Origin of the sequence: Nocardioides sp. (assembly GCF_035481145.1) — a bacterium.
Taxonomy (GTDB): Bacteria; Actinomycetota; Actinomycetes; order Propionibacteriales; family Nocardioidaceae; genus Nocardioides.
The window spans coordinates 27,179-52,402 of the sequence record NZ_DATIHB010000139.1 but is presented as its reverse complement, the minus strand read 5'-3'; the positions used below and the strand labels follow the sequence as shown (position 1 = coordinate 52,402).

Here is a 25,224-nt window from a genome sequence, read left to right as displayed (position 1 = left end):
GCTGCCGACGGCGCGCTCCCCTTCGCGCTCGTCCTCAGCCAGGGCAGCTACAACCCCGGCGGCGACCCGACCTCGGCCGGCACCCACGACGGCGGCGGGGTCGTCGACCTCTCCGTCACCCGCCTCACCTGCACGCAGCGGTGGCAGGCCGTGCAGGCGCTCCGCACCGTCGGTTTCGCGGCCTGGCTGCGCACCCCCGACCAGGGCGACTGGCCGGCGCACATCCATGCGGTGGCGGTCGGCGACACCGACGTCTCCGCGGTCGCCCGCAACCAGGTCGCCGACTACCACGTCGGCCGCAACGGACTGGCCAACCACAGTGGCGACAACACACCAGCGGCGTACCGGGTGCCGTTCACCTGGTGGGAGCGGCACCTGCGCGCCTGACGAAGAGCGGGGCCTTGCTTGCGTGATGCACGGAGTTCACCGGAGCGACACCCGTGGCCGCCGCGGCCGTCACCCGCCCCTCCTACCGTCACGAAGCATGACGACGACTGGAATGCGGAGGCGGGCGCTCCCCCTCTTCACCGACGGACCACACGGGTCCCGCTCTGCCGCCACCTGCCACTACCGCTGCGGCAACGCGTGCGACGCTCCCGAGCCCAACACCTCGGGCAACCCCCACATCAGCTCCGTCCTGCGCCAGGCGCTCGGCCGCCGGACCGTCCTCGGCGGCACCGGCGCCGGCGTCGGCGTCGTGCTCCTCGGCGGCTCGCTCGGCACGGCCGCGGTCGCCGGCCGCGGCGCTGGTGGGGGCAGCGGCACCGGGGTCACCGGCGCCTGGACGCCGGTCCCGCCCAACGTGCGCGACGCGATCACCGTCCCCGAGGGCTTCCGCAACCGCACTGTCATCGCCTGGGGCGACAAGGTGTACGCCGACGCCCCGGCGTTCGACCCCCACGCGCAGACCGAGGAGTCCGCGGCCCGGCAGTTCGGCTACAACTGCGACTACGTCGGCGTCCTGCCGCTCAACGACACCCAGGCGCTGCTCGTCACCAACCACGAGTACACCAACGAGGAGCTGATGTTCCCTGCGGGCGTCTACTCCCCCGAGCAGGTCAAGCGGATCGCGATCCAGTCCCACGGCATGTCGGTGGTGAAGGTGCAGCGCAACGGCCCGTCGGCCGGCGAGTGGCGCACCGCCGACCCGGACAACCGCTACAACCGCCGGATCACCGGCACCACGCCGTTCGACCTGACCGGCCCGGCTGCCGGCGACGCGCGCCTGCGGACGACCGCCGACCCCTCGGGCCGCCGTGTGCTCGGCACCTTCAACAACTGCGCCGGCGGCACGACCCCGTGGGGCACGGTGCTCTCCGGCGAGGAAAACTTCAACCAGTACTTCGGGGCGTCGGGCGCGAAGGACGCCCGCTACGCCACGTCGTACGCCCGCTACGGGATCACCGGTTCGGGCGACCGGGGCTGGAAGGACGTCGACCCGCGCTTCGACCTGACCGCCGAGCCGCACGAGCCGTTCCGCTTCGGCTGGATCGTCGAGCTCGACCCGCTCGACCCGAAGTCGACCCCGCGCAAGCACACGATGCTCGGCCGCTTCAAGCACGAGGGCGCCAACATCCAGATCGCGCCCGACGGCCGCGCAGTGGCCTACATGGGCGACGACGAGCGCGGTGACTACCTCTACAAGTTCGTCTCCGCCGACACGTTCGACCCCCGCGACACCCAGGCCGCGAAGCTGCGCAACCTGCAGCTGCTGACCCGCGGGACGCTCTACGTCGCCCGGCTCACCGGCGACGACCCCTACACGGTCGACGCGGCGGGCAACTTCACCCCTGCCGACGGAGCCTTCGACGGCACCGGCGAGTGGATCCCGCTGACCAGCGACACCACGTCGTACGTCGCGGGGATGAGCGTCGCCGACGTCCTCATCGACACGCGGCTCGCCGCCGACAAGGTCGCCCCGACGCGGATGGATCGTCCCGAGGACGTCCAGCCAAACCCGGTCAACGGCAAGGTCTACGCCGCGCTGACCAACAACTCCGATCGCGCGAAGAAGTGGCCGGTGGACGAGGCGAACCCGATCGGCTCGTCGTACGTCCGCGCGGAGCTGGGTGCGCCGCTGGAGAAGAAGTCCGGCAACCGCAACGGCTACGTCCTCGAGCTCACCGAGGCCGGCGGCAACCACGCCGGCACGCGCTTCGCCTGGGCGCTGCTGCTCGTCGCGGGCGACCCGGCCTCGGCGGAGAGCTGGTTCAGCGGCTTCCCGAAGGAGAAGGTCAGCCCGATCTCCTGCCCGGACAACCTCGCCTTCGACACGCTCGGCAACCTGTGGATCTCCACCGACGGCAACGTCCTCGGCTCCAACGACGGCCTCTTCCGCTGCCCCGTCGAGGGTCCCTCGCGCGGTCACGTCGAACAGTTCCTCACCGTGCCCGTCGGCGCCGAGACGTGCGGCCCGCTGCTCACCCACGGCGACCGCTCGGTCTGGGTCGCGGTGCAGCACCCGGGCGAGAGCACCGGATCGACCTTCGACTCCCCCGCCTCGACCTGGCCGCACACGCATGACTTCCCGCGGCCGGGCGTCGTGGTGACCTGGAAGGCCTGACCACCACCTCGCAAAGCAGTTGCAGACCCCACTAGTTTGGGGGCATGTCAGACGTACGCCGCGGCCTCCTCCTGGGGGCCGCGGCGTACGGCATCTGGGGGCTCTTCCCGCTCTTCTGGCCGCTGCTCGAACCGGCGACGCCGCTGGAGATCCTCGCGCACCGCGTGCTCTGGTCGGTGCTGGCGATGGGTCTGGTCGTGGTGGCGCTGCGACGCGGGCATGCGGTGCGTCGGCTGTGGGGCGACCCGCGCCGTCGGGCCTGGCTGGCACTCGCCGCGGTGGTCGTCGCGTGCAACTGGGGCGGCTACATCTGGGGCGTCAACAACGGCCACGTCGTCGAGACCTCGCTCGGCTACTTCATCAACCCGCTGGTCACCGTGCTGCTGGGCGTGACCGTCCTCGGCGAGCGCCTCCGCACGTTGCAATGGGCCGCCCTCGGCCTCGCGCTGGTCGCCGTCGTGGTGCTCACCGTCGACTACGGGCGGCCGCCCTGGGTGGCGCTGGTGCTCGCGGTCTCGTTCGGCGTCTACGGGCTCGCCAAGAAGCAGGCCGCCGCGGGTGCTGTCGAGAGCCTCGCCCTCGAGACCTCCTTCCTCGCTCCGCTCGCCCTCGCATACGCCGTCGGCCTGTCGCTCACGGGTGGCGCGACGTTCGCCTCGGACGGCGTCGGCCATGCCCTGCTGCTGGCGTCCGCGGGGCTGGTGACTGCCGTACCGCTCGTCCTCTTCGGCGCCGCGGCCACCCGGATGCCGCTGGTGATGCTCGGCCTGCTGCAGTACTTCGCGCCGATCCTGCAGTTCGCGCTCGGCCTGCTGGTCTTCGACGAGGAGATGCCCCCGGGCCGCTGGATCGGCTTCGGCCTGGTCTGGGTGGCGCTCGTCATGCTGACCGCCGAATCGCTCCGGCACCACCGTCGCGCCCAGCTCGCGCGTGCGGCCGAAGCCTTCACCGCCGCCTGACCTTCGCCGAGCCGGCGCAAACCTGCAGCAGACACACCCCGAGGCGGCGCAAACCTGCAGCACACGTGTAAGTGCGCGCCGCCTCGGCGCGTCAGACGTGCAAGTGCGCGCCGCCTCGGCGCGTCAGACGTGCAGGTTCGCGCCGCCTCGGCGAAAGCGGGCGGATCAGGCGGTGCGGGTGGCGACCACGTCGGCGAACGCCTCCAGCGCGTCACGCACGGGTCCCTCGGGGAGGACCTTGAGGAGATCCTTCGCCTCGCGGGCCCGCTCGACCACGTAGGCCCGTGCCTCGGTCATCGCCGGGTGGGCGCGCAGCAGGCCGAGGGCCTCGGCCAGGTCCGCGTCAGCCTCGAGCCCGCCGTCGAGCAGCGAGATCAGCCGCGCATCCTCGGGGCGGCCGGCGCGACGCACCAGGAGCACCGGAAGCGTGGGGACGCCCTCGCGCAGGTCGGTGCCGGGGGTCTTGCCCGACTCCTCGGTCTCGGAGGCGATGTCGAGGATGTCGTCGCTGATCTGGAAGGCGGCGCCGACGATCTCGCCGTACGCCGCGAGGGCCTCCTCGACCTCGGCCGGGGCCCCGGCGAAGCGCGCGCCGTAGAGCGCGGAGGTGGCGATCAGCGAGCCGGTCTTGCCGGCGACGACGCGCAGGTGATGCTCGAGCGCGACCTCCTCCGACTTCGGCGGCACGGTCTCGAGGATCTGGCCCTCGACGAGGCGCGAGAAGGTCTCGGCCTGGATCTTGACCGCATCCGGGCCGAGGCCGGCGGTGAGCTCGGACGACTTCGAGAAGAGCCAGTCGCCGGTGAGGATCGCGACGTGGTTGTCCCAGCGGGCGTTGGCCGAGTCGGCGCCGCGGCGCAGGGCGGCCTCGTCCATGACGTCGTCGTGGTAGAGCGAGGCGAGGTGCGTGAGCTCGACGACGCATGCGGCGTCGATGACCTCCTGCGACGCAGCCCGCGGACCGCACTCGGCCGCGAGCAGCACCAGCAGCGGGCGGAACCGCTTGCCGCCGGCGTCCATGAGGTGGCGGGCCGCCTCGGTGACGAAGTCGGCCTCGCTCCGGATGTGGCCGGAGAGCGCCTCCTCGACCTCGACCAGGCGTGCCTTCAGACGGGCAGCCAGAGCCTCGTCGAGGACGGGCAGGGCCAGACCGCTCGAGGCGGCGGAACCAGTAGGAGTCGTGCTCACCTGATGAAGTCTCCCGCATGGGCCGCGAGATCGAGAACCGGGCCGGGTACGACGCCCAGGACGACCGTCGCGACGGCCGTCACCGCGATCGTCGCCGACGTCAGGATCGACGGCACCGCGACCGCCGGACCGTCGGCCGCAGGCTCGCTGAAGTACATCAGGACGATGACCCGGATGTAGAAGAACGCCGCCAGCGCGGAGGTCAGCACGGCGGCCACGACGACCGGCCAGGCACCCCCACCCATGGCCGAGGCGAAGACGACCCACTTGCCCGTGAAGCCAGCCGTGAACGGCAGGCCCGCGAGCGAGAGCAGGAAGAGTGAGAAGACACCCGCGACCACCGGCGAACGCCGGGCCAGTCCGGCCCAGCCGCGCAGCTCACCGGACTCGCCCGCCGCATCGCGCACCAGCGTGAGCACCGCGAAGGCGCCGAGCGTCATGAAGCCGTAGGTGACGAGATAGAAGAGGACCGCCTGCGTGGCGCCGATCTGGTCCTCGCCGAGTGAGGCGCCCGCGCCGAGGATGCCGGTCAGCACGAAGCCGGTGTGCGCGATCGAGGAGTAGGCGAGCATCCGCTTCACGTCGGACTGCGCGACCGCCAGGACCGCACCGATGACCATCGTGAGCAGTGCGACGGCCCAGAGCATCGGCAGCCACGACCAGCGCTCGCCGCCGAGCGCGACGGAGAAGAGGCGCAGCATCGCGACGAACGCCGCCACCTTGGTGCCGGCGGCCATGAACGCCGTGACCGGGGTCGGAGCGCCCTGGTAGACGTCGGGGGTCCACGCCTGGAACGGCACCGCGCCGACCTTGAAGAGCAGGCCGACCGAGAGCAGGCCGATGCCGGCGAGCAGCAGGCCGCGCGAGCCGGTGGTGTTGGCGATCGCGTCGGCGATGCCCGCGAACTGCACGGTGCCGGCGTAGCCGTAGACGAGGGCGATGCCGTAGAGCAGGAAGCCGGAGGAGAAGGCGCCGAGGAGGAAGTACTTCATCGCCGCCTCCTGCGAGAGCAGGCGCCGACGCCGGGCCAGCCCGCAGAGCAGGTAGAGCGGCAGCGAGAGGACCTCGAGCGCGACGAAGAGGGTCAGCAGGTCGTTGGACGCGGCGAAGAGAAGCATGCCGCCGACCGCGAAGAGGAGCAGCGGGTAGACCTCGGTGTGCTCGAGGCCGCGCTCCCCCACGCGGCGTTCGGCGTCGGTGCCGGGCAGCGCCGCCGCCTGGCCGGAGAACGCCGAGACGCCGCCGTCGAGGTGTCGCTCGGCGAAGAGCAGGACGCCGAGGAAGGCGACGAGGAGCAGCAGGCCCCACGCGAAGACAGCCGGGCCGTCGATGGCGACCGCACCCTCCGCGACGACCGAGCCACGCGCCGCTCCCTCGGCGCGCTCGTCCAGCCGGGTCGCGACCAGGATCGTGCCACCGAAGGCGACGCCGAGGGCGACCAGGGTCAGCAGGACCTGGGTCAGGTAGCGCCACGCGCGCGGCACGAACGCCTCGACGACGATGCCGGCGCACGCGGCGCCAAGCACCACGAGGAGCGGCCAGATCAGGTCGTAGCCCAGCGCGGGGTTCTCGAACGCGGTCACGGTCGGACCTCCTCAGTGGCCTGAATGCAGGGCTGTTCGGCGGTCTCGACACAACCGGCGATCTCGACCGTCCGCAGGCTCGACGGGTTGATCACCGACAGTGCGAGCTGCGGCGCAAAGCCGAGCAGGAGCATCAGCGCGACCAGCGGCGCGACGACGGCGACCTCCCGGGCACCGACGTCACGGATGCCGGCCAGCGACTCCCGCTCGGGGCCGGTGACCGCGAGGCGGTAGGCCCGCAGCACGTACGCCGCGGCGAGCACGATGCCGGTGACGGCGATCGCGCCGACCCACCAGGCGTACTGGAAGGCACCGAGCATCACGAGGAACTCCGAGGCGAACGGTGACAGGCCGGGCAGCCCGAGCGTGCCGAGCCCGCCGAGGAGCAGCAACGCGGCGAGCACGGGGGCCTTCTTCTCGACGCCACCCATCTGCGAGAGGAGCGGCGTGCCGGTGCGCGTGATCAGGTAGCCCGCGGCGAGGAAGAGCACCGCGGTCGCGAGGCCGTGGTTGAGCATGTAGAAGGTCGCGCCCGAGACACCCTGGTCGTTGAGGACGAAGATGCCGAGGACGATGAAGCCGAAGTGGCTCAGCGACGTCAGGCCGGTCAGCACGAGCAGGTCGTCCTGGCCCAGCGCCAGCAGCGCGCCGTACACGATGGAGATCAGCGCGAGGCCGACGACGACCGGCGTCGCCCACTCCGAGGCGCCCGGGAAGAGCTCGAGGCAGAAGCGGAGCATGCCGTAGGTGCCGATCTTGTCGAGCACGCAGATCAGCAGGACGCTCGTGCCGGGGGTCGCGTTGCCGGTGGTGTCGGGCAGCCAGGTGTGGAACGGGAAGAGCGGTGCCTTGATCGCAAAGGCGAGGAAGAAGCCGAGGAAGAGCAGCCGCTCCTCGTTCGTGGACAGCGTGAGGCCGGAGAGGTCCGAGATGAGGTACGACGCCGCGCCCTCGCGTGCCGAGAAGGCATAGAGCGCGACGACCGACGCCAGCATCACCAGGCCGCCGGCGAGCATGTAGAGCAGGAACTTCACCGCCGCCGCCGTACGCGCCGGGCCGTGGCCGAAGCTGCCGATGAGGAAGTACGCCGGGATCAGCGTCGCCTCGAAGACGAGGTAGAAGAGGAAGACGTCCTGCGCGCAGAAGACCGCGAGCGCGAGCGACTCGACGACGAGCATGAGCGCGAAGAAGCCGCGGGTGTTACGGGCATCGGCGTCGTGCCACGACGCGCCGATGACGACCGGGACGAGCAGGACGGTGAGCAGCACCATCGTGACGCCGAGGCCGTCGACGGCGAGCGCCCAGTGCGCGCCGATCGGCTCGATCCAGGTGTGCTCCTCCGCCCAGGTCTTGCCCGAGTCGGCGTTGGCGATCCCGATGATCGCTCCGACCACCAGGGTGGCGAGCGAGAAGGCGAGCGCGACCCACTTGGGCAGCACGTCGCCCGGGCGGCCCGGCAGGAAGGCCACGACGAGGGCGCCCACGAGCGGCAGGGCGATGAGCAGGCTCAACATCATTTGGCGGGGTCCCCGTTCGGAGCGGAGCGGAGCGAGCATTCGAATGGGGTGGCCATCAGAGGTTCACCACCAGGAGCGCGAGGACGACGAGCACGGCACCGCCGGCGACGGAGAGCGCATAGGAGCGGACGAAGCCGTTCTGGATCCGGCGCAGCTGGAGCGAGCCGCCGACCGTCGCGGCAGCCTGGCCCATGACGACGCCGTCGATGACCGCCTTGTCGAAGACCATCAGACCGTCGACGAGCCGCATGGTCGGCTGGACGACGAGGCCGTCGTTGATCGCGTCGCCGTAGAGGTCGGCGCGGGCGGCCCGGACCGGCCACGCGACGTCGGCCGGAGCCTTGCGCGGGATGAAGCGCGTGCCGTGGGTGAACCACGCGATGGCGACACCGGCAGCGACCGTCAGCATGACGAGCAGCGTGATCACGATCGCCGGCATCGGCAGCTCGTGGTGCTCGGCGTGGCCGACGACCGGCTCCAGCCAGTCGGTGATCCAGCCGCCGGCGAGCATCAGGCCACCGAGGACGGAGAGGGCCGCGAGGACGATGAGCGGGATCGTCATCACCCGCGGGGACTCGTGCGGGTGGACGCCCTTCTCCCAGCGCTTGTCGGTGAAGAAGGTCAGCAGCATCAGCCGGGTCATGTAGAAGCCGGTGATGCCCGCGCCCAGCAGCGCAAGCGCGCCGACGAGCGGGTTCTCGGCGAACGCAGTCTCGATGATCTTGTCCTTCGACCAGAAGCCCGAGAAGCCCGGGAAGCCGATGATCGCCAGGTAGCCCATCGCGAAGGTCAGGAAGGTCACCGGCAGCAGCCGGGCCAGCCCGCCGTAGTGGCGCATGTCGACGTCGTCGTCCATCGCGTGCATCACCGAGCCGGCCCCGAGGAACATGTTGGCCTTGAAGAAGCCGTGCGTGATCAGGTGGAAGATCGCGAACGCCATGCCGACGGGGCCGAGCCCCGCGCCGAGCATCATGTAGCCGATCTGGCTCATCGTGGAGCCGGCGAGCGCCTTCTTGATGTCGTCCTTGGCGCAGCCGAGGACCGCACCCCACAGCAGTGTCACGACGGCGACCACGACGACCGCGGTCTGCGCGATCGGCGCGGCCTCGAAGACGGCGCCGGAGCGGACGATCAGGTAGACGCCGGCGGTCACCATGGTCGCGGCGTGGATGAGTGCCGAGACCGGGGTCGGGCCCTCCATCGCGTCGAGGAGCCAGGCCTGCAGCGGGACCTGTGCGCTCTTGCCGCAGGCTGCGAGGAGGAGCGCGAGGCCGATCCAGGTCAGCGTCTGCTCGCTCGGCACCGGCAGCCCCGGGTAGGCCGTCGCGGCGCCTCCATGGACGCCCATCTCGACACCGAGGAAGCTGATCGACCCGAAGTTCACGAACATCAGGAACATCGCCAGCAGCAGGCCCATGTCACCGACGCGGTTCATCACGAAGGCCTTGCGCGCGGCCAGGGCCGCGGAGTGCTTGTGCTGCCAGAAGCCGATCAGGAGGTACGACGCCAGGCCGACGCCTTCCCAGCCGATGAAGAGCATCAGGTAGTTGCCGCCCAGGACCAGCAGGAGCATCGCGGCGACGAAGAGGTTGAGGTAGCCGAAGAAGCGGCGGCGACGTGCGTCGTGCTCCATGTAGCCCACGGAGTAGAGGTGGATCAGCGAGCCGACGCCGGTGATCAGCAGCACGAAGAGGATCGAGAGCCGGTCGGCGTACAGGTCGGCGCCCACCTGGAGCGAGCCGACGTGGAGGAAGGTCCACAGGTGCTGCGAGACCGCACCCCCGTGGTCGCCGGCGGCGATCCGGCCGAAGGCGACCAGCCCCAGCACGAACGACGTGGCGACCGTCGCGACCCCGAGCCAGTGGCCCCAGCGATCGGTGGAGCGGCCACCGAGCAGCAGGATCGCGGCGCCGAGGAGCGGCAGGCCGATGATCAGTGCGAGCACGTCAGCACCTCACAGCTTCAGCAGGTTGGCGTCGTCGACCGAGGCCGAGCGGCGGGTGCGGAACAGGGTCATGATGATCGCCAGGCCCACGACGACCTCGGCCGCGGCGACGACCATCACGAAGAACGCCGCGATCTGGCCGGTCAGGTTGCCGTGGTGGCGGGCGAAGGCGACGAGCGCGAGGTTCGCGGCGTTGAGCATCAGCTCGACGCACATGAAGACGACGATCGCGTTGCGGCGTACGAGCACGCCGATGCAGCCGATCGTGAAGAGGATCGTCGACAGCACGATGTAGGGACCGACCTGGAACGACTCGTTCACCGCACGTCACCGCCCTTCGACTCCTTGACGAGGCGTTCGATCGCCTTCACGTCCTTCGGCGGGGTCGCGGCGTCGCTCCGGCGGACCAGCGTGCGGTTGAGGGAGTCCTCGCTCGGTGAGCCGTCGGGCAGCAGCGCGGGGGTGTCGACGGCGTTGTGGCGGGCGTAGACACCGGGGGCCGGGAGGGGGCCGAGGTGGCGTCCGGAGTCGGCGTACTCCTGGACCCGGCGGGCGGCGAGCTCCTTCTGACCTGCCTTCGGCTCGAGGCGCTCGCGGTGGGCGAGGACCATCGCGCCGACGGCGGCGGTGATGAGCAGGGCAGAGGTGGTCTCGAAGGCGAGCACCCAGTCGGAGAAGAGCAGGTCCGCGAGGGCCGGGACGTTGCCGCCCTCGTTGGCTGCCGAGAGGCCGACCGCCGTGCCGTAGGAGACCTGGCCGACCGCGAGGCCGATGGTCAGGCCGAAGAGGACGCCCACCACGAGTGCTGCGATCCGGTGGCCCTTGATGGTCTCCGTCAAGGAGTCGGAGGCGTCGACGCCGACCAGCATCAGCACGAAGAGGAAGAGCATCAGGATCGCGCCGGTGTAGACGATGATCTGCACCGCGAAGAGGAACGGCGCCTCGAGGCTGGCGTAGAGCACCGCGAGGCTGATCATCACGACCGCGAGCAGCAGCGCGGCGTGCACGGCCTTGCGGACGACGAGGATGCCGAGCGCGCTCACCACCATGATCGGGGCGAGGGTCCAGAAGGCGATCACTGGTGGCCCTCCTTCAGCAAGTCGGCGAGCCGCGCGGGCTCCTCGACGAACTCACCGCGGAAGTAGTTCTTCTCGTCACCGAAGCGGGGCGCGTGGGGCGGGGCCTCCATGCCGGGCTGCAGCGGCGCGAGCAGGTCGGACTTCTCGTAGATCAGGTCGGCGCGGTTGTCGTCGGCCAGCTCGTACTCGTTGGTCATCGTCAGCGCGCGCGTCGGGCAGGCCTCGATGCAGAGCCCGCACAGGATGCAGCGCAGGTAGTTGATCTGGTAGACCGCGCCGTAGCGCTCCCCCGGACTGAACCGCTGGCTGTTGCCGTCGGCATCCAGCTCGTCGGAGTTGTCGGCGCCCTCGACGTAGATCGCGTCGGCCGGGCAGGCCCAGGCGCAGAGCTCGCAGCCGACGCACTTCTCCAGACCGTCAGGCCAGCGGTTGAGCTGGTGGCGGCCGTGGAAGCGCGGTGCGGTCTGCGCCTTCTCGAAGGGGTACTGCTCCGTCACCGGCTTCTTGAACATCGTCCGGAACGTCACGCCGAAGCCGGCGATCGGGTCCCAGAGGGTTTCCTTCACGCCCATCAGCGGTCACTCTCCTCGAAGACGAGCGGGGCAGCGGCGCCGCGCACGGCACCGGCCTCCGGAAGGTCGGGGGTCGGGAACGCTCCCGGTCGTACGGTGGGGCGCGCGGCCGGCTCCGTCGCGCCGGCGGCGGGGGCCGGCGTACGGGAGGGCCAGAACATCAGCGCCAGGCAGGCCACGATGACGAGTCCGGCGACGATCGGCACGACCGGCCCCTCGAGATTGTCGAACGTGCCCTCGTTGCGGGCGACGCGCAGGGTCGCGACGAGCATGATCCAGGCCAGCGAGACCGGGATCAGCACCTTCCAGCCGAACGCCATGAACTGGTCGTAGCGCAGCCGCGGCAGCGTGCCGCGGAGCCACACGAAGAAGAAGATGAAGACCAGGATCTTGCCGAAGAACCACAGCAGCGGCCAGTAGCCCTCGTTGGCCCCGGGCCAGACCTGCGCGAGGCCGAACGGCGCGCGCCAGCCGCCCAGGAAGAGCGTCGTCGCGAGCGCGGAGACCGTCGCCATGTTGATGTACTCGGCGAGGAAGAAGAGCGCGAACTTCAGCGAGCTGTACTCGGTGTGGAAGCCACCGACGAGCTCGCCCTCGGCCTCCGGAAGGTCGAACGGCGCGCGGTTGGTCTCGCCGACCATCGCGATCACGTAGATCGCGAAGCTGGGCAGCAGCACGAAGCCGAACCAGACATCCTCCTGCGCGGCGACGATCGCACTGGTCGACATCGAGCCGGCGTAGAGGAAGACCGCGACGAGGCTGAGCCCCATCGCGACCTCGTAGGAGATCATCTGGGCGCTCGAGCGCAGGCCGCCGAGCAGGGAGTAGGTGCTGCCCGAGGCCCAGCCGCCGAGGACGATGCCGTAGATGCCGATGCTCGCGATCGCCATCACGAAGAGGACCGCCATCGACATGTCGGTCAGCTGCAGCGGCGTCGTGCGGTCGGTGAACGGCAGCCCGACCACGGGCCCGAACGGGATCACCGCGAAGGTGATGAACGCCGGGATCGTCGCGATCACGGGGGCGATGATGAAGACCACCTTGTCGGCGGCCTTGGGGATGATGTCCTCCTTCAGCGCCAGCTTGACGCCGTCGGCGAGCGACTGCAGCAGGCCGAAGGGACCGTGCACATTGGGGCCGATGCGGTGCTGCATGCGCGCGACCACGCGGCGTTCGAACCAGATGTTGAAGAGGGTCAGCAGCACCAGCACGAGGAAGATCGCCAGCACCTTGGCCAGGATCAGCCACCACGGGTCCTGGCCGAACGCCGAGAGGTCCTCGGCCGCCATGCTCACGAACGGGGCGGTCATCGCTGGACTCCCTTCACCGAGACGGAGGCACCGGGGCCGGCGAGGGTGGCGAGTACGCCGCCCGGCCACGCGTTGGCGGGCACCCAGACCACGCCTTCGGGCAGGTCGGCGACCTCGACCGGGAGCGTGACCTGGCCACGGTCACCGGTCAGCGTCACCTCGGTCGCACCGCGGAGCATGTCGTGGGTCTCCGCGGTGATCCGCGCGACGGCCGGACGCTGCGTCTCGAGCAGCACGTCGGCGTCCTCGAGGAGCGAGCCGTGACCGACCAGCTGCTTCCAGGTGGCGAGCACGAGCTTGGTCTTGAGCACCTTGCGCTCCGGAGCGGGCGCCTGCGTGGGAGCGGCAGGACGGAGGCCGTCCCACGGGCCCACCTGCTCCATCTCCGCGCGGGCACCCTCGGTGGTCGAGAAGCCCAGCGGCGTGCCCATCTCGTCGGCGATGCCGGCCAGCACGCGGAGATCGGGCAGCGAGCCGGGCACCTCGAAGATCTTCGCGAAGGTCCGCGGACGGCCCTCCCACGTCACGAACATGCCGGCCTTTTCCGTCACCGGGGCGACCGGGAGCACGACGTCGGCCAGGCGCGTCACGCTGGTCTCGGTCAGCTCCAGGCTGACCACGAAGCCCGCGGCATCGACCGCGGCGAGCGCGTGGGCCGGGTCGGCGAGGTCCTCGGCATCCACACCACCGATGACGAGGCCACCGAGCTCGCCCGAGGCGGCAGCGGCGAGGATGGCGTCACCGTCGCGACCCTCGGTCGCGGGTAGGTGCTCGACGCCCCAGGCGGCACCGAGGTCGACACGGGCGCCCGGCTCCTCGACAGGACGGCCACCGGGCAGGAGGTTGGGCAGGCAGCCGGTCTCGACCGCGCCCCGGTCACCAGCACGGCGGGGCACCCAGGCCAGTCGGGCACCACTGCTCGCCGCGAGCGCGGCGGCCGCGGAGAGGGCACCCGGGCTCGTGGCGAGGCGCTCACCGACCAGGAGCACGGTGTCGGCTCCGATGTCGGTGAGCTCCGCGATGACGCGCGCCTCCTCACCGGGGGCGGCGGTCACCAGCTCGCCGCCGAGCTTGCGTAGGCCCCGGCTCGCGAACGGCGCCACCGAGACGACCCGGAGTCGGCTCGCCCGCACGGCCTTGCGCAGCCGCAGGAAGAGCGTGCCGGCCTCGTCCTCCGGCTCGAGGCCGAGCAGGACGACGGACGCGGCGCGGTCGAGATCGGCGTACTGGACGTCGTTGCTGAGCGCGACCGTGGAGGCGAGGAACTGCGCCTCCTCCGCGGAGTGCGGACGGGCGCGGAAGTCGATGTCGTTGGTGCCGAGGACGACGCGGGCGAACTTGGAGTACGCGTAGGCGTCCTCGCCGGTCACCCGCCCGCCCGTCAGGACGCCGATGCCGCCGGTCTGCTGCGCGGCTGCGAGCCCGCGGGCGGCGACGGTGAACGCCTCGGGCCACGAGGCGGCACGGAGCTCGCCGGTCTCGGCGTCACGGACCAGCGGGTGCTGCAGGCGAGCAGCAGGACGCTGGTAGCGGAACGCGTAGCGGTCCTTGTCGGAAATCCACTCCTCGTTGACCTCCGGGTCATTGCCGGAGAGCCGGCGCACGACCTTGCCGCGGCGGTGGTCGACGCGGATGGCCGCACCGCAGGCGTCGTGCTCGGCGATGCTCGGGCTCGAGACCAGGTCGAAGGGCCGCGCGCGGAACCGGTAGTCGGCCGACGTCAGCGCGCCGACCGGACAGATCTGCACGATGTTGCCGGAGAAGTAGGAGTCGAACGGCGCGTCCGTCGCGGTGCCGATCTGCTGCATCGCGCCGCGCTGGATCAGCGCGATGCCCGGGTCGCCCGGGATCTCGGCGGCGAAGCGGGTGCACCGCTGGCACACGATGCAGCGCTCGCGGTCGAGGAGGATCTGCGGCGAGATCGGGATCGGCTTCTCGAAGGTCCGCTTCACGCCGCCCTGTGCCGCGAAGCGGCTCTCACCCTGGCCCGACGACATCGCCTGGTTCTGCAGGGGGCACTCGCCGCCCTTGTCGCAGACGGGGCAGTCGAGCGGGTGGTTGATCAGCAGCAGCTCCATCACGCCGCGCTGGGCCTTCTCTGCCACCGGGTTGGAGACCTGGGTCTCCACGACCATGCCCTCGGCGCAGGTGAGCGTGCAGGAGGCCTGCGGCTTCGGGATCGGACGGCCGTTGCCCCCGTCAGGGACCTCGACCAGGCACTGGCGGCAGGCACCGACGGGTGCGAGCAGCGGGTGGTCGCAGAACCGCGGGACCTGGACGCCGACCTGCTCGGCGGCACGGATGACCAGGGTGCCCTTCGGCACCGTCACGCTCATGCCATCGACGGTCAGCGTGACCTTGTCGGTCTGCTGGGTGAGCTCGCTCATGCGTGCACCTCCTGCCCCTGGTTGCGTGGTGCCCACGCGGTCGAGGCCGCGGGATCGAAGGGACAGCCGCCGTGCTCGAGGTGCGCGAGGTACTCGTCGCGGAAGTGCTGGATCGACGACACGACCGGCGAGGTCGCGCCGTCACCCAGCGCGCAGAAGGAGCGGCCGGCGATGTTCTCGCACTGGTCGAGCAGCTGGTCGAGGTCGGCCGCGCTGCCCTGGCCGTTCTCCAGCCGGGTCAGCACCTGCACGAGCCACCACGTGCCCTCACGGCACGGCGTGCACTTGCCGCACGACTCGTGCTTGTAGAACTCCGACCACCGCAGCACCGCGCGTACGACGCACGTGGTCTCGTCGAAGATCTGCAGCGCGCGGGTGCCGAGCATCGAGCCCGCCGCACCGACCGCCTCGTAGTCGAGCGGGACGTCGAGGTGCTGGTCGGTGAGGATCGGGGTGCTCGAGCCACCCGGCGTCCAGAACTTGAGCTGGTGCCCGTGGCGCACTCCCCCGGCGAGGGCGAGCAACTCGCGCAGCGTGATGCCGAGCGGCGCTTCGTACTGCCCCGGACGGGTCACGTGCCCCGACAGCGAGTAGATGACGAAGCCCTTCGACTTCTCGGTGCCCAGGCTGGCGAACCACTCCTGGCCGCGACCGATGATCGCCGGCACCGAGGCGATCGACTCGACGTTGTTGATGACCGTCGGGCTCGCATACAGACCAGCGACCGCGGGGAACGGCGGACGCAGTCGCGGCTGGCCCCGTCGCCCCTCGAGCGAGTCGAGGAGCGCGGTCTCCTCGCCGCAGATGTAGGCACCGGCACCGGCGTGGACGATGAGGTCCACACCCGCCGGGCTGTCCGGACCGAGGTGCCCTGCGGCGTACGCCTCGGCGACCGCGGCGCGCAGGCGGCGGATCACGTGGAGCACCTCGCCGCGGACGTAGATGAAGGCCTGCTTCGCGCGGATCGCGTAGCTGCTGATGATGACGCCCTCGACGAGCGTGTGGGGCGACGCCATCATCAGCGGGATGTCCTTGCAGGTGCCCGGCTCGGACTCGTCGGCGTTGACCACCAGATAGCGCGGGGTCGGCGACTCCTCGTCGTACGGCGGCAGGAAGCCCCACTTCATGCCGGTGGGGAAGCCGGCGCCTCCACGACCGCGGAGGCCGGAGTCCTTGACCGCCGCGACGACCTCGTCGGGGCTCTTCGTGAGCGCCGTGGCCAGCGCCTCGTAGCCGCCCTGCTGGGTGTAGGCATCGAGCGTCCAGCTGCGGTCGGCGCCCCAGTTGGCGGTGAGGACCGGGGTGATCGGACTCGTCACTTCTCCTCCAGGGTGCGGAGACCAGCGAGGGAGGCCTCGCCCGCGGACGGGCCCTCGTCGGCACGGCCGTCGTCGTAGCCGGCGAGCACGCGCTCGGCCTCACGCCACGAGCAGATCTTCGCGCCACGCGAGGCGGTGACCTCACGGCCCGCGCGCAGGTCGTCGACGAGCTGCTTCGCCGACTCGGGGGTCTGGTTGTCGAAGAACTCCCAGTTGACCATCACGACGGGCGCGTAGTCGCAGGCGGCATTGCACTCCACGTGCTCGAGGGTGACCTTGCCGTCCGGGGTCGTCTCGTCGTTGCCGACCTGGAGGTGCTCCTTGAGCTCGGCGAAGATCTGGTCGCCGCCCATCACCGCACAGAGGGTGTTGGTGCAGACGCCGACGTGGTGCTCGCCGACGGGCTTGCGCTTGTACATCGTGTAGAAGGTCGCGACGCCGCTGACCTCGGCGGCCGTCAGCCCGAGGATCTCGGCGCAGGCGTTGATGCCCTCGGGTGTCACCCGGCCCTCGGCGGACTGCACGAGGTGGAGCATCGGCAGCAGCCCCGAGCGGGCCTGGGGGTAGCGTGCGGCGATCTCGCGCAGCTCGGCGTACGTCGTCTGGTTGATGGCCATCAGCGCTGACCGACCCCTCGGTCGCTCGCTCGTGCCTCGCTCGACTCGGTCGGGGTCATCGGTCCACGCCTCCCATCACGGGGTCGATCGAGGCGATCGCGACGATGACGTCGGCGACCGCGCCGCCCTCGCTCATCACGCTGGTCGCCTGCAGGTTGGTGAAGCTGGGATCGCGGAAGTGCACGCGGAAGGGGCGGGTGCCGCCGTCGGAGACGACGTGGGCACCGAGCTCGCCGCGCGGGCTCTCGATCGGCACGTAGGCCTGGCCGGCGGGGACCCGGAAGCCCTCGGTGACGAGCTTGAAGTGGTGGATCAGCGCCTCCATCGACTCCCCCATGATGTGGCGGATGTGGTCGAGGGAGTTGCCCATGCCGTCGGCGCCGATCGCGAGCTGGCTGGGCCAGGCGATCTTCTTGTCCGCCACCATCACCGGCGCGCCCTCCAGCCCGGCGAGCCGGTTGGCCGCCTGCTCGACGATGCGCAGGCTCTCCTCCATCTCGGCCAGGCGGACCCGGAAGCGGCCGTAGGCGTCGGCGGTGTCCCAGGTGATGACATCGAAGTCGTAGTCCTCGTAGCCGGAGTACGGGCTCGTCTTGCGGAGGTCCCACGCGTAGCCGGTGGAGCGGAGCACCGGGCCGGACATGCCGAGCGCGAGGCAGCCCTCGAGGTCGAGGTGGCCCACGCCCTCCAGCCGCGCCTTGAAGATGGGGTTCGCGTTGCACAGCGCGGCGTACTCCGGGAGGCGCTTGCGCATCAGCGCGACGAAGCCGCGGATCTCGTCGAGCGCGCCCGGCGGGAGGTCCTGGGCGACGCCGCCCGGGCGGATGAACGCGTGGTTCATCCGGAGGCCTGTGATCAGCTCGAAGAGGTCGAGCACCAGCTCACGCTCACGGAAGCCGATCGTCATGACCGTCAGCGCGCCGATCTCCATGCCACCGGTGGCGATGCAGACGAGGTGCGAGGAGATCCGGTTGAGCTCCATGAGGAGGACGCGCATGACCTGCGCCTTCTCCGGGATCTGGTCCTCGATGTCGAGGAGCCGCTCGACGCCGAGGCAGTAGGTCGCCTCGTTGTAGAACGGCGACAGGTAGTCCATGCGGGTGCAGAACGTGACGCCCTGCACCCAGCTGCGGAACTCCATGTTCTTCTCGATGCCGGTGTGGAGGTAGCCGATGCCGCAGCGGGCCTCGGTCACCGTCTCGCCCTCGAGCTCGAGGATCAGCCGGAGCACACCGTGGGTCGACGGGTGCTGCGGGCCCATGTTGACGACGACCCGCTCGTGGGCGTCATCTCCGAGCTCGTTGGTGAACTCGTCCCAGTCCTGGCCGCCGACCGTGAAGACCCGGCCCTCGGTGGTCTCGGTGCTGGTCGCGGCGTACGCGTCTGCTGCTTCGTTCTGCGTGCTCATCGGGGTCCCCGTGCAAAGCGGAGCGAAGCGAGCATTTGGATGGGGTGATTCATCAGCTGTAGGACCTCCGCTGGTCCGGCGGCGGGACGGTGCCGCCCTTGTACTCGACCGGGATGCCGCCGAGGGGGTAGTCCTTGCGCTGCGGGTGGCCCGGCCAGTCGTCGGGCATCTGGATCCGCGTCAGCGCAGGGTGGCCGTCGAAGACCATGCCGAAGAAGTCCCACGCCTCGCGCTCGTGCCAGTCGAGCGTCGGGTAGATCGCGACGCAGCTGGGCAGGTGGCGGTCGCTGTCGGGGGTGGTCGTCTCCACCCGGATCCGCCGGTTGTGCGTCATGCTCAGCAGGCTGTAGACCGCGTGGAGCTCGCGCCCCGCGTCGTCGGGGTAGTGCACGCCGTTGACGCCCGCGCAGAACTCGAAGCGCTGCTCGTCGCGGAGCGTCCGCATCGCCTTCTGCAGGTTGCCGCGCGCGATGTGGAAGGTGATCTCGCCACGGTGGATGACGACGCTCTCGACAAGGCCCTCCAGCGAGTCGGCGACGATGTCGTGCCACCCGCCGTACGGGCGCTCGGCCTGGCCGGGGTAGACGATCGGCGCCACGAGGCCGCCGTAGCCGCTGGTGTCGCCGCCGTCCTTCGCGCCGAACATCCCCTTGCGTACGCCGACGGCGGGGCTGCGGACGAAGCCGGACGTCGAGTCGGTCGTCGCCTCGATCTCGGGCGAGCTCGGCTCGTGGGTGGCCGGCTGGGGGTCCTTGCCCGGGCCGCCGGGGGTGGTGTCACTCACCGCGCATCAGGCCCTTCATCAGGCTGGTGGGGGTGGCGATCAGGCCCTCTGCCTCGAGGTCGCGGATCTGCGCGGTGCGGTTGGCGCCGAGCTTGCCGTGCTGGACCTGGTCGTGGAGCTTGAGGATCGCGTCGATCAGCATCTCGGGGCGCGGCGGACAGCCGGGGAGATACATGTCGACGGGGACGACGTGGTCGACGCCCTGGACGATCGCGTAGTTGTTGAACATGCCGCCCGAGCTCGCGCAGACGCCCATCGCGAGCACCCACTTGGGCTCGGCCATCTGGTCGTAGATCTGGCGCAGGACCGGAGCCATCTTCTGGCTCACACGGCCGGCGACGATCATCAGGTCGGCCTGACGGGGGCTCGCGCGGAAGACCTCCATGCCGAAGCGGCCGAGGTCGTACTTCGGGCCGCCGCTGGTCATCATCTCGATGGCGCAGCAGGCCAGGCCGAACGTCGCCGGCCAGAACGCCGCCTTGCGCATGTAGCCGGCGAGGCCCTCGACCGTCGTCAGCAGGACTCCGCTGGGGAGCTTCTCTTCCAAGCCCATGTCAGGCCTCCTCTGAGGGTCGGGAGGTGCGCGCGCTGCCAAGGCGGAGGAAGGAAGGCGACCTTCGTGCGGAGCGCAGCGGAGCGGTCGCCGACTGACGACAACGCAGGCAGGGTGCGTACATCTCGGGCCTCAGTCCCAGTCCAGTCCGCCGCGGCGCCATACGTAGGCGTAGGCCACGAACACCGTGCCGAGGAAGACCGCCATCTCCGCGAGACCGAACCAGCCCAGGGCGTCGAAGTGGACCGCCCACGGGTAGAGGAAGACGATCTCGATGTCGAAGACGATGAAGAGCATCGCGATGATGTAGTACTTCACCGGGAAGCGGCCGCTCAGCGCATTGGGCGTCGGCTCGATGCCGCACTCGTAGGCGTCGAGCTTGGCGCGGTTGTAGCGCTTCGGGCCCGTGAAGCTGCTCATCACGACCGAGAAGATCGCGAACCCAGCCGCCAGCACTGCCAGTGCCAACACGGGAACGTAGAGCTCCACAACACCCTCCTGCGCGCTTGTGAATTGGTTCACTAAGTGGCCCGGGTCACAGTCTAGGGATGTGGCGGTCATGCGCAAGGAGGGGGGTCTGCGCGGCGTGGAGGAAGCCGGACATTCCGGCGTACGGCGGGGTGGTGGGGCGCGGGGCAGCGCCGCGTGCGGCGTGTTCGGGTGGCGGTGGGGGCGCGCCGCGTGGCGGTGGGGCGCCGGCAGGGGGCGGCGGCATTCATGAGTTCGCACATGCGCGTCGGGGCCAGGTCGTGCACAGTCAGGACCGTGCACCGATTCGCGCGTGCGAACTCATGAATGCAAGTAGTCGCTCTTCACCGGGAAGTGCGGTCTCCAGTCCTCGCTCAACACCCGAGGAAGTCCGGGAAGTCGCGCCTTGCGCAGCACTCTGGCGAGACGATCGAGCGTCCGGTCGGGCCTGCGGAAGATGTCCTTCGCGACGAACACGAGGATGCGCCACTCGTCGTCGTCAATCGCCTCGCGACGTTCGAGATCGGCCTCCCACTGCTCGATCACCTCGACGTGGTGACGGCCGTCGTACTCGACGATCATGCGGACTCCGGGCCAGCTCAGGTCGTAACGACGGACGCCTCGCCCACCTACGCCCCGAATCTCGCGATTGACCTCGGGCTCCGGGATGCCAGCCAGCACGATCAGCATCCTCAGGCGAGTCTCCATCGGTGAGTCCACTCGCTCGCGGACGTACACAACGGCCTGGCGTGCACCTGCGGCGCCAGCGCCAGATGCACGCTTGCAGGTGGCGCGGAGCCGATCGAGGCTGACCAGCCGTTGCCGCACCAGCCAGTCGCCCACGACGACCAGATCAACCAGGGTCAGCTGCTCGCCGAGCTCGACGAAGACTTGCGCTGGCGCTGACGCACGGATGCCGTCGACGAGCACCACCCGAGCAGACTTCCCGCCGACGTGACACCGAACTCCGCTGCGCCGCAGTCGCTCGGCGGCTTCGCGCACACACGCGTGCTCGTCAGGGAGCGGCGGCAGCGGTACGCCGAGGAGCCGGGCCGCCGTCGCATGGCTGACCCACGCAGACGGCGGAAGCAGGCACAGGACGGCGGCCGCCTGGAGGGCAGGCGTCGCAGGGACCGAAGCCTCGACGTACACGCCAAGCAGGAGGCGGCGGAACCGCCCCGACTGCAGGTCCTTGCGTGTAAGACCCGCGGCCAGCCCCTCCTGCGAGGTGAATGGCTTCCGCGGGTCAAACGTCCCTGCCGGTCGCGGAGTACGCCTACGCTTCCTACGGGTGGTCTGTTCGGTCACTCGACCAGCGTGCTCGACTTTGGCAGGAGCGGTCGCCCGTCATCCACAGGCTGCCGCACCATGGCGCGGAGGCCGCCGCGCCCCGGCCGACGGCCATCAATGCGCAGCTGCGAATCCGTGCCGAGTCATGGACTCGCACGGCCTGCCACGGCCTCGCATATGCGAAGTCCGATCGGTGACCATGGGAGCGGTTGCTACCGGTAGCAACCGCCTCCCCCGCCGCCTACGACGGCGTACGGCGCATCGGGCAGGCGTACACCGTCAGGCAGGCGGCCGCGCGTCAGGCGTCGGGCGCGACCTTCGCGAGAGCGTTGATGATCCGGTCGTGGGCATCGCCCTTGTGGTCGGTGAGGTTCGCCATCAGCTTCAGCGTGAAGCGCATCAGTGCGGGGCGCGGGAGGCCGTGCTTGGTCGCGAACTTCATCACGCGCGGGCTGCCGATGATCTTGGCGAAGCCACGACCGAGGGTGAAGTACCCGCCGTAGGCCTGATCGAGCGCAGTCGGGTAGCCCTCGAGCACGCGCTCACGGCCGAGACCGGCGGGCCGCGCGAGGGCCTGGACCATCACCTCGGCGGCGAGGTGGCCGGCCTCGAGGGCGTAGTCGATGCCTTCGCCGTTGAACGGGTTGACCATGCCACCGGAGTCGCCGACGAGCAGCAGGCCAGCGCGGTAGTGCGGCTTGCGGTTGAAGCCCATCGGCAGGGCGGCAGAGCGGACCTCGCCGACGAGGTTCTCCTCGGTGAACCCGAGTACAGGGTCGGTGTGCGCGAGCCAGGCGCGGATCGCGGCCTTGGAGTCGTAGGTGCGGAACGCCGAGGACGAATCGAGGATGCCGAGGCCGACGTTGGCGGTGCCGTCGCCGCACGGGAAGATCCAGCCGTAGCCGGGCAGCTGGTTGGACTGGCCGGGAGCGCCGTCCCAGAGCTCCAGGTGCGACTCCATCCACGGGTCGTCGTGCATGGGCGTCTTGTAGTAGGCGCGAGCCGCGACGGCCATCGGCCGGTTGGCGCGGCGCTCGATGCCGAGGCCCGTGGCCAGGCGCGACGAGACGCCGTCGCAGGCGACGACGAGCTGTGCGCGGTAGGTGACCTCGTCACCGGCACGGCGTCCGTTGGCGTCGAGGGCGCGTGCGGTCACGCCGACGACGCGACCGGAGGCGTCGAGGACCGGACCGGTCACCGACGTGCGCTCCATGAGGCGGGCGCCGGCCTTCTGCGCGTGGCGGGCGAGGAGCTCGTCGAGCTGCATGCGCGGCCGCACCATGCCGTACGACGGGAAGCTGGCGAGGTCGGGCCAGGGCAGCTCGATCCGGTGGCCGGCACCGATGATCCGCAGGCCCTTGTTCTTCTGCCAGCCCGGCTCGTCGAGGTCGAAGCCCATGCCGATGAGCGACTTCACCGCGCGTGGGGTGAGGCCGTCGCCGCAGACCTTGTCGCGCGGGAAGGAGCCCTTCTCGAGCAGCAGCACGTCGATCCCGGCGTTGGCCAGGTGGTAGGCGGTCGCAGCGCCGGCGGGGCCGGCACCGACGACGATGACCTGCGCCTCACGCTCGTCACGCGCGGGGGTCAGGCCGAAGAGCGCGTCGGCGGGCGACGACATCAGGCGACCCCGCGGTGCAGGGCGACGATGCCGCCGGTGAGGTTGCGGTGCTCGACCGAGGTCCAGCCGGCCTCCTGGAGCAGGCGCGCGAGACCCGCCTGGTCGGGCCAGGCCCGGATCGACTCGGCGAGGTAGACGTAGGCGTCGGGCGACGAGGACACACCGCGGGCGACGGCCGGGAGCCCCTTCATCAGGTACTCCAGGTAGGCGGTGCGGAAGACCGCGTTGGTCGGGTGGGAGAACTCGCACACGACGAGCCGGCCGCCCGGGCGGGTGACCCGCCGCATCTCGCGCAGGCCGGCGACGGTGTCGACGAAGTTGCGCAGGCCGAAGGAGATCGTGACCGCGTCGAAGGTGTCATCGGCGAACGGGAGCTTCGTGCCGTCGCCCGCCACGAAGTCGAGCGTCGGCCGGACCTTCTTGCCGGCCTGGAGCATGCCGACCGAGAAGTCGCACGGGACCACCTGGACGCCGGCCTCGGCGAAGGCGACGCTGGAGACGCCGGTGCCCGCCGCGAGGTCGAGGACCCGATCCCCCGCGCGCGCGTCGACGGCCGCGATCATCTCCTTGCGCCACTTCCGGTCGATGCCCGCCGAGAGCACGGTGTTGGTCACGTCGTAGCGCTTGGCCACGGCGTCGAACATCCGGCGTACGTCGGTGGGCTTCTTGTCCAGCTCGGCTCGGGTCACAGGCAAAGAGTAGGACCTTCACGCAGGCCGGCCGCTGACGCCCCATCCGGCAGGGCAACCGCACCGAATCACCCCTGAACCCTCCCGTTAGGCTGCGCCCATGAACGAAGCTGGCGACGGCGGCTCCGCGACCCGGAGCGCCCTCGACGTCCGGACCGTCCTGGTCCCCACGTCGGACCCGGCCGCCAGCGCAGAGCTGATCGACCTGCTCCCCGCGGACGCACCACTCAGCTGGCTGCGCCGGGGCGAGGGACTCGTCGGGTGGGGCGTCGCCGCCACGGTGCGGACGAGCGGACCGACCCGCTTCTCCGACGCCGCGAAGTGGTGGGCCGAGACGGTCGCCGCCGCGACCGTCGACGACGCCGTCGAGGAGCCCGGCACCGGCCTGGTCTGCTTCGGTGCGTTCACCTTCTCCGACGAGGCGCACGTGGACGGCAGCGACTCGGTGCTCGTCGTGCCGCAGGTCGTCGTCGGCCGCCGTGGCGACCTCACCTGGGTCACCACCATCGGCATCGCCTCGGCCGACGTCGCGGTCACCGACGCGCCCGCTCCCCCGGTCGACCTCACCTTCGCCGACGGGGCCCTCAGCGGCACCGAGTGGATGGACGTCGTCGCCGATGCCGTCGCACGGATCGAGGCCGGCGACCTCGAGAAGATCGTGCTCGCCCGCGACCTCGTCGCCACCGCGTCGGCCCCGATCGACATCCGCTGGCCGCTGCGGCAACTCGCGGCGACCTACCCCACCTGCTGGACCTTCCACGTCGACGGTCTCTTCGGCGCCACCCCCGAGATGCTCGTACGCCGCGAGCGCGGCCTCGTCACCTCCCGGGTGCTGGCCGGGACCATCCGGCGTACGGGTGATGACGAGCGCGACCTCGCCCTGGCCGCGATGCTCGCGCACTCGAGCAAGGACCTCGAGGAGCACGAGTACGCCGTCCGGTCGGTCGCCGAGGCACTGGAGCCGTACTGCTCGTCGATGAACGTGCCGGAGACGCCGTTCGTGCTGCACCTGCCGAACGTCCTGCACCTCGCGACCGACGTTGCGGGCGTCGCGCGCGACGGGGAGAGCGCGCTGGAGCTCGCTGCCGCCCTGCATCCCTCCGCCGCGGTCGGCGGCACGCCGACAGCGGTCGCGCGGTCGCTGATCACCGAGATCGAGGGCATGGACCGCGGCCGCTACGCCGCTCCGGTCGGCTGGATGGACGCCGACGGCGACGGCGAGTGGGGCATCGCGCTGCGCTCCGGCGTGCTGTCGGACAACCAGGTCCGGCTCTTCGCGGGCTGCGGCATCGTCGGCGGCTCGGACCCGGCCGCCGAGCTCGCTGAGTCGCAGGCGAAGTTCGTGCCGGTGCGCGAGGCGCTCGGCGGCTGAGGA

General features: G+C 70.6%; 21 protein-coding genes and 1 pseudogene. 4 read left to right on the top strand and 18 right to left on the bottom strand.

What is annotated here, in order from left to right; all coding sequences use genetic code 11:
• From VLF38_RS11785 to rarD, 3 genes and pseudogenes are all read left to right on the top strand, one after another.
• A pseudogene (locus VLF38_RS11785) lies at positions 1-387 on the top strand (hypothetical protein); the annotation flags it as partial.
• 97 nt (positions 388-484) lie between these two features.
• On the top strand, positions 485-2,563 hold the full coding sequence (locus VLF38_RS11780) for a PhoX family phosphatase (protein WP_325271452.1): 2,079 nt from the start codon (positions 485-487) through the stop codon (positions 2,561-2,563).
• 44 nt (positions 2,564-2,607) lie between these two features.
• A complete protein-coding gene (rarD, locus tag VLF38_RS11775; RefSeq protein ID WP_325271451.1) occupies positions 2,608-3,522 on the top strand; it encodes an EamA family transporter RarD in 915 nt (304 codons plus the stop codon).
• Between the two features lie 165 nt (positions 3,523-3,687).
• On the opposite strand, the gene VLF38_RS11770 is transcribed toward rarD, so the two are convergent.
• The 18 genes from VLF38_RS11770 to VLF38_RS11685 form a co-directional block, all read right to left on the bottom strand.
• The gene (locus tag VLF38_RS11770) at positions 3,688-4,710 is read right to left on the bottom strand and encodes a polyprenyl synthetase family protein (RefSeq protein ID WP_325271450.1); all 1,023 of its coding nucleotides are present in this window, start codon (positions 4,708-4,710) and stop codon (positions 3,688-3,690) included.
• Positions 4,707-6,293: an NADH-quinone oxidoreductase subunit NuoN gene (gene nuoN / locus VLF38_RS11765; RefSeq protein WP_325271449.1), complete on the bottom strand. Its 1,587-nt coding sequence runs from the start codon at positions 6,291-6,293 to the stop codon at positions 4,707-4,709. The genes VLF38_RS11770 and nuoN overlap by 4 nt, the downstream gene beginning before the upstream one ends.
• Positions 6,290-7,810 (bottom strand): NADH-quinone oxidoreductase subunit M, encoded by a 1,521-nt coding sequence (locus tag VLF38_RS11760; RefSeq protein ID WP_325271448.1) that lies wholly within the window; start codon positions 7,808-7,810, stop codon positions 6,290-6,292. Before VLF38_RS11760 ends, nuoN begins: the two co-directional genes overlap by 4 nt.
• Before the next feature lie 55 nt (positions 7,811-7,865).
• The gene (gene nuoL, locus VLF38_RS11755; protein ID WP_325271447.1) at positions 7,866-9,755 is read right to left on the bottom strand and encodes an NADH-quinone oxidoreductase subunit L; all 1,890 of its coding nucleotides are present in this window, start codon (positions 9,753-9,755) and stop codon (positions 7,866-7,868) included.
• Between the two features lie 9 nt (positions 9,756-9,764).
• Complete coding sequence (nuoK, locus tag VLF38_RS11750; protein WP_325271446.1) at positions 9,765-10,076, bottom strand: NADH-quinone oxidoreductase subunit NuoK; 312 nt, start codon at positions 10,074-10,076, stop codon at positions 9,765-9,767.
• Positions 10,073-10,834 carry an NADH-quinone oxidoreductase subunit J gene (locus VLF38_RS11745; RefSeq protein ID WP_325271445.1) on the bottom strand — a complete coding sequence of 254 codons (762 nt, stop codon included), beginning with the start codon at positions 10,832-10,834 and terminating at the stop codon, positions 10,073-10,075. The genes nuoK and VLF38_RS11745 overlap by 4 nt, the downstream gene beginning before the upstream one ends.
• Positions 10,831-11,406, bottom strand: coding sequence for an NADH-quinone oxidoreductase subunit NuoI (gene nuoI / locus VLF38_RS11740; RefSeq protein WP_325271444.1), 576 nt, complete (start codon positions 11,404-11,406; stop codon positions 10,831-10,833). Before nuoI ends, VLF38_RS11745 begins: the two co-directional genes overlap by 4 nt.
• Entirely contained in the window at positions 11,406-12,716 is a 1,311-nt protein-coding gene (nuoH, locus tag VLF38_RS11735; protein ID WP_325271443.1) for an NADH-quinone oxidoreductase subunit NuoH, read from the bottom strand. Before nuoH ends, nuoI begins: the two co-directional genes overlap by 1 nt.
• Complete coding sequence (locus VLF38_RS11730; RefSeq protein WP_325271442.1) at positions 12,713-15,103, bottom strand: NADH-quinone oxidoreductase subunit G; 2,391 nt, start codon at positions 15,101-15,103, stop codon at positions 12,713-12,715. Before VLF38_RS11730 ends, nuoH begins: the two co-directional genes overlap by 4 nt.
• A complete protein-coding gene (nuoF, locus tag VLF38_RS11725; protein WP_325271441.1) occupies positions 15,100-16,422 on the bottom strand; it encodes an NADH-quinone oxidoreductase subunit NuoF in 1,323 nt (440 codons plus the stop codon). The genes VLF38_RS11730 and nuoF overlap by 4 nt, the downstream gene beginning before the upstream one ends.
• On the bottom strand, positions 16,419-17,039 hold the full coding sequence (gene nuoE, locus VLF38_RS11720) for an NADH-quinone oxidoreductase subunit NuoE (protein WP_325271440.1): 621 nt from the start codon (positions 17,037-17,039) through the stop codon (positions 16,419-16,421). The genes nuoF and nuoE overlap by 4 nt, the downstream gene beginning before the upstream one ends.
• A gap of 55 nt (positions 17,040-17,094) precedes the next feature.
• Positions 17,095-18,447: an NADH-quinone oxidoreductase subunit D gene (locus VLF38_RS11715; RefSeq protein ID WP_325271439.1), complete on the bottom strand. Its 1,353-nt coding sequence runs from the start codon at positions 18,445-18,447 to the stop codon at positions 17,095-17,097.
• Positions 18,448-18,499: 52 nt separating this feature from the next.
• The gene (locus VLF38_RS11710) at positions 18,500-19,231 is read right to left on the bottom strand and encodes an NADH-quinone oxidoreductase subunit C (protein ID WP_414689392.1); all 732 of its coding nucleotides are present in this window, start codon (positions 19,229-19,231) and stop codon (positions 18,500-18,502) included.
• Positions 19,224-19,784 carry an NADH-quinone oxidoreductase subunit B family protein gene (locus VLF38_RS11705; protein WP_325271438.1) on the bottom strand — a complete coding sequence of 187 codons (561 nt, stop codon included), beginning with the start codon at positions 19,782-19,784 and terminating at the stop codon, positions 19,224-19,226. Before VLF38_RS11705 ends, VLF38_RS11710 begins: the two co-directional genes overlap by 8 nt.
• 132 nt (positions 19,785-19,916) lie before the next feature.
• Positions 19,917-20,273: an NADH-quinone oxidoreductase subunit A gene (locus VLF38_RS11700; RefSeq protein WP_325271437.1), complete on the bottom strand. Its 357-nt coding sequence runs from the start codon at positions 20,271-20,273 to the stop codon at positions 19,917-19,919.
• A gap of 300 nt (positions 20,274-20,573) precedes the next feature.
• Entirely contained in the window at positions 20,574-21,185 is a 612-nt protein-coding gene (locus tag VLF38_RS11695) for a DUF559 domain-containing protein (RefSeq protein ID WP_325271436.1), read from the bottom strand.
• 655 nt (positions 21,186-21,840) lie between these two features.
• On the bottom strand, positions 21,841-23,160 hold the full coding sequence (locus tag VLF38_RS11690) for a geranylgeranyl reductase family protein (protein WP_325271435.1): 1,320 nt from the start codon (positions 23,158-23,160) through the stop codon (positions 21,841-21,843).
• The gene (locus VLF38_RS11685; protein WP_325271434.1) at positions 23,160-23,849 is read right to left on the bottom strand and encodes a demethylmenaquinone methyltransferase; all 690 of its coding nucleotides are present in this window, start codon (positions 23,847-23,849) and stop codon (positions 23,160-23,162) included. The genes VLF38_RS11690 and VLF38_RS11685 overlap by 1 nt, the downstream gene beginning before the upstream one ends.
• Positions 23,850-23,949: 100 nt before the next feature.
• Here VLF38_RS11685 and VLF38_RS11680 point away from each other — a divergent pair, with 100 nt between their 5' ends.
• Positions 23,950-25,221 (top strand): isochorismate synthase, encoded by a 1,272-nt coding sequence (locus VLF38_RS11680; RefSeq protein ID WP_325271433.1) that lies wholly within the window; start codon positions 23,950-23,952, stop codon positions 25,219-25,221.
• Positions 25,222-25,224 lie beyond the last annotated feature (3 nt).

Coding starts and splice junctions, on each gene's coding strand:
- VLF38_RS11780 (WP_325271452.1), top strand. CDS start 485: ATGACGACGACTGGAATGCGGAGGCGGGCGCTCCCCCTCTTCACCGAC.
- rarD (WP_325271451.1), top strand. CDS start 2,608: ATGTCAGACGTACGCCGCGGCCTCCTCCTGGGGGCCGCGGCGTACGGC.
- VLF38_RS11760 (WP_325271448.1), bottom strand. CDS start 7,810: ATGATGTTGAGCCTGCTCATCGCCCTGCCGCTCGTGGGCGCCCTCGTC.
- nuoI (WP_325271444.1), bottom strand. CDS start 11,406: ATGGGCGTGAAGGAAACCCTCTGGGACCCGATCGCCGGCTTCGGCGTG.
- nuoH (WP_325271443.1), bottom strand. CDS start 12,716: ATGACCGCCCCGTTCGTGAGCATGGCGGCCGAGGACCTCTCGGCGTTC.
- VLF38_RS11730 (WP_325271442.1), bottom strand. CDS start 15,103: ATGAGCGAGCTCACCCAGCAGACCGACAAGGTCACGCTGACCGTCGAT.
- nuoE (WP_325271440.1), bottom strand. CDS start 17,039: ATGGCCATCAACCAGACGACGTACGCCGAGCTGCGCGAGATCGCCGCA.
- VLF38_RS11715 (WP_325271439.1), bottom strand. CDS start 18,447: ATGAGCACGCAGAACGAAGCAGCAGACGCGTACGCCGCGACCAGCACC.
- VLF38_RS11705 (WP_325271438.1), bottom strand. CDS start 19,784: ATGGGCTTGGAAGAGAAGCTCCCCAGCGGAGTCCTGCTGACGACGGTC.
- VLF38_RS11690 (WP_325271435.1), bottom strand. CDS start 23,160: ATGTCGTCGCCCGCCGACGCGCTCTTCGGCCTGACCCCCGCGCGTGAC.
- VLF38_RS11680 (WP_325271433.1), top strand. CDS start 23,950: ATGAACGAAGCTGGCGACGGCGGCTCCGCGACCCGGAGCGCCCTCGAC.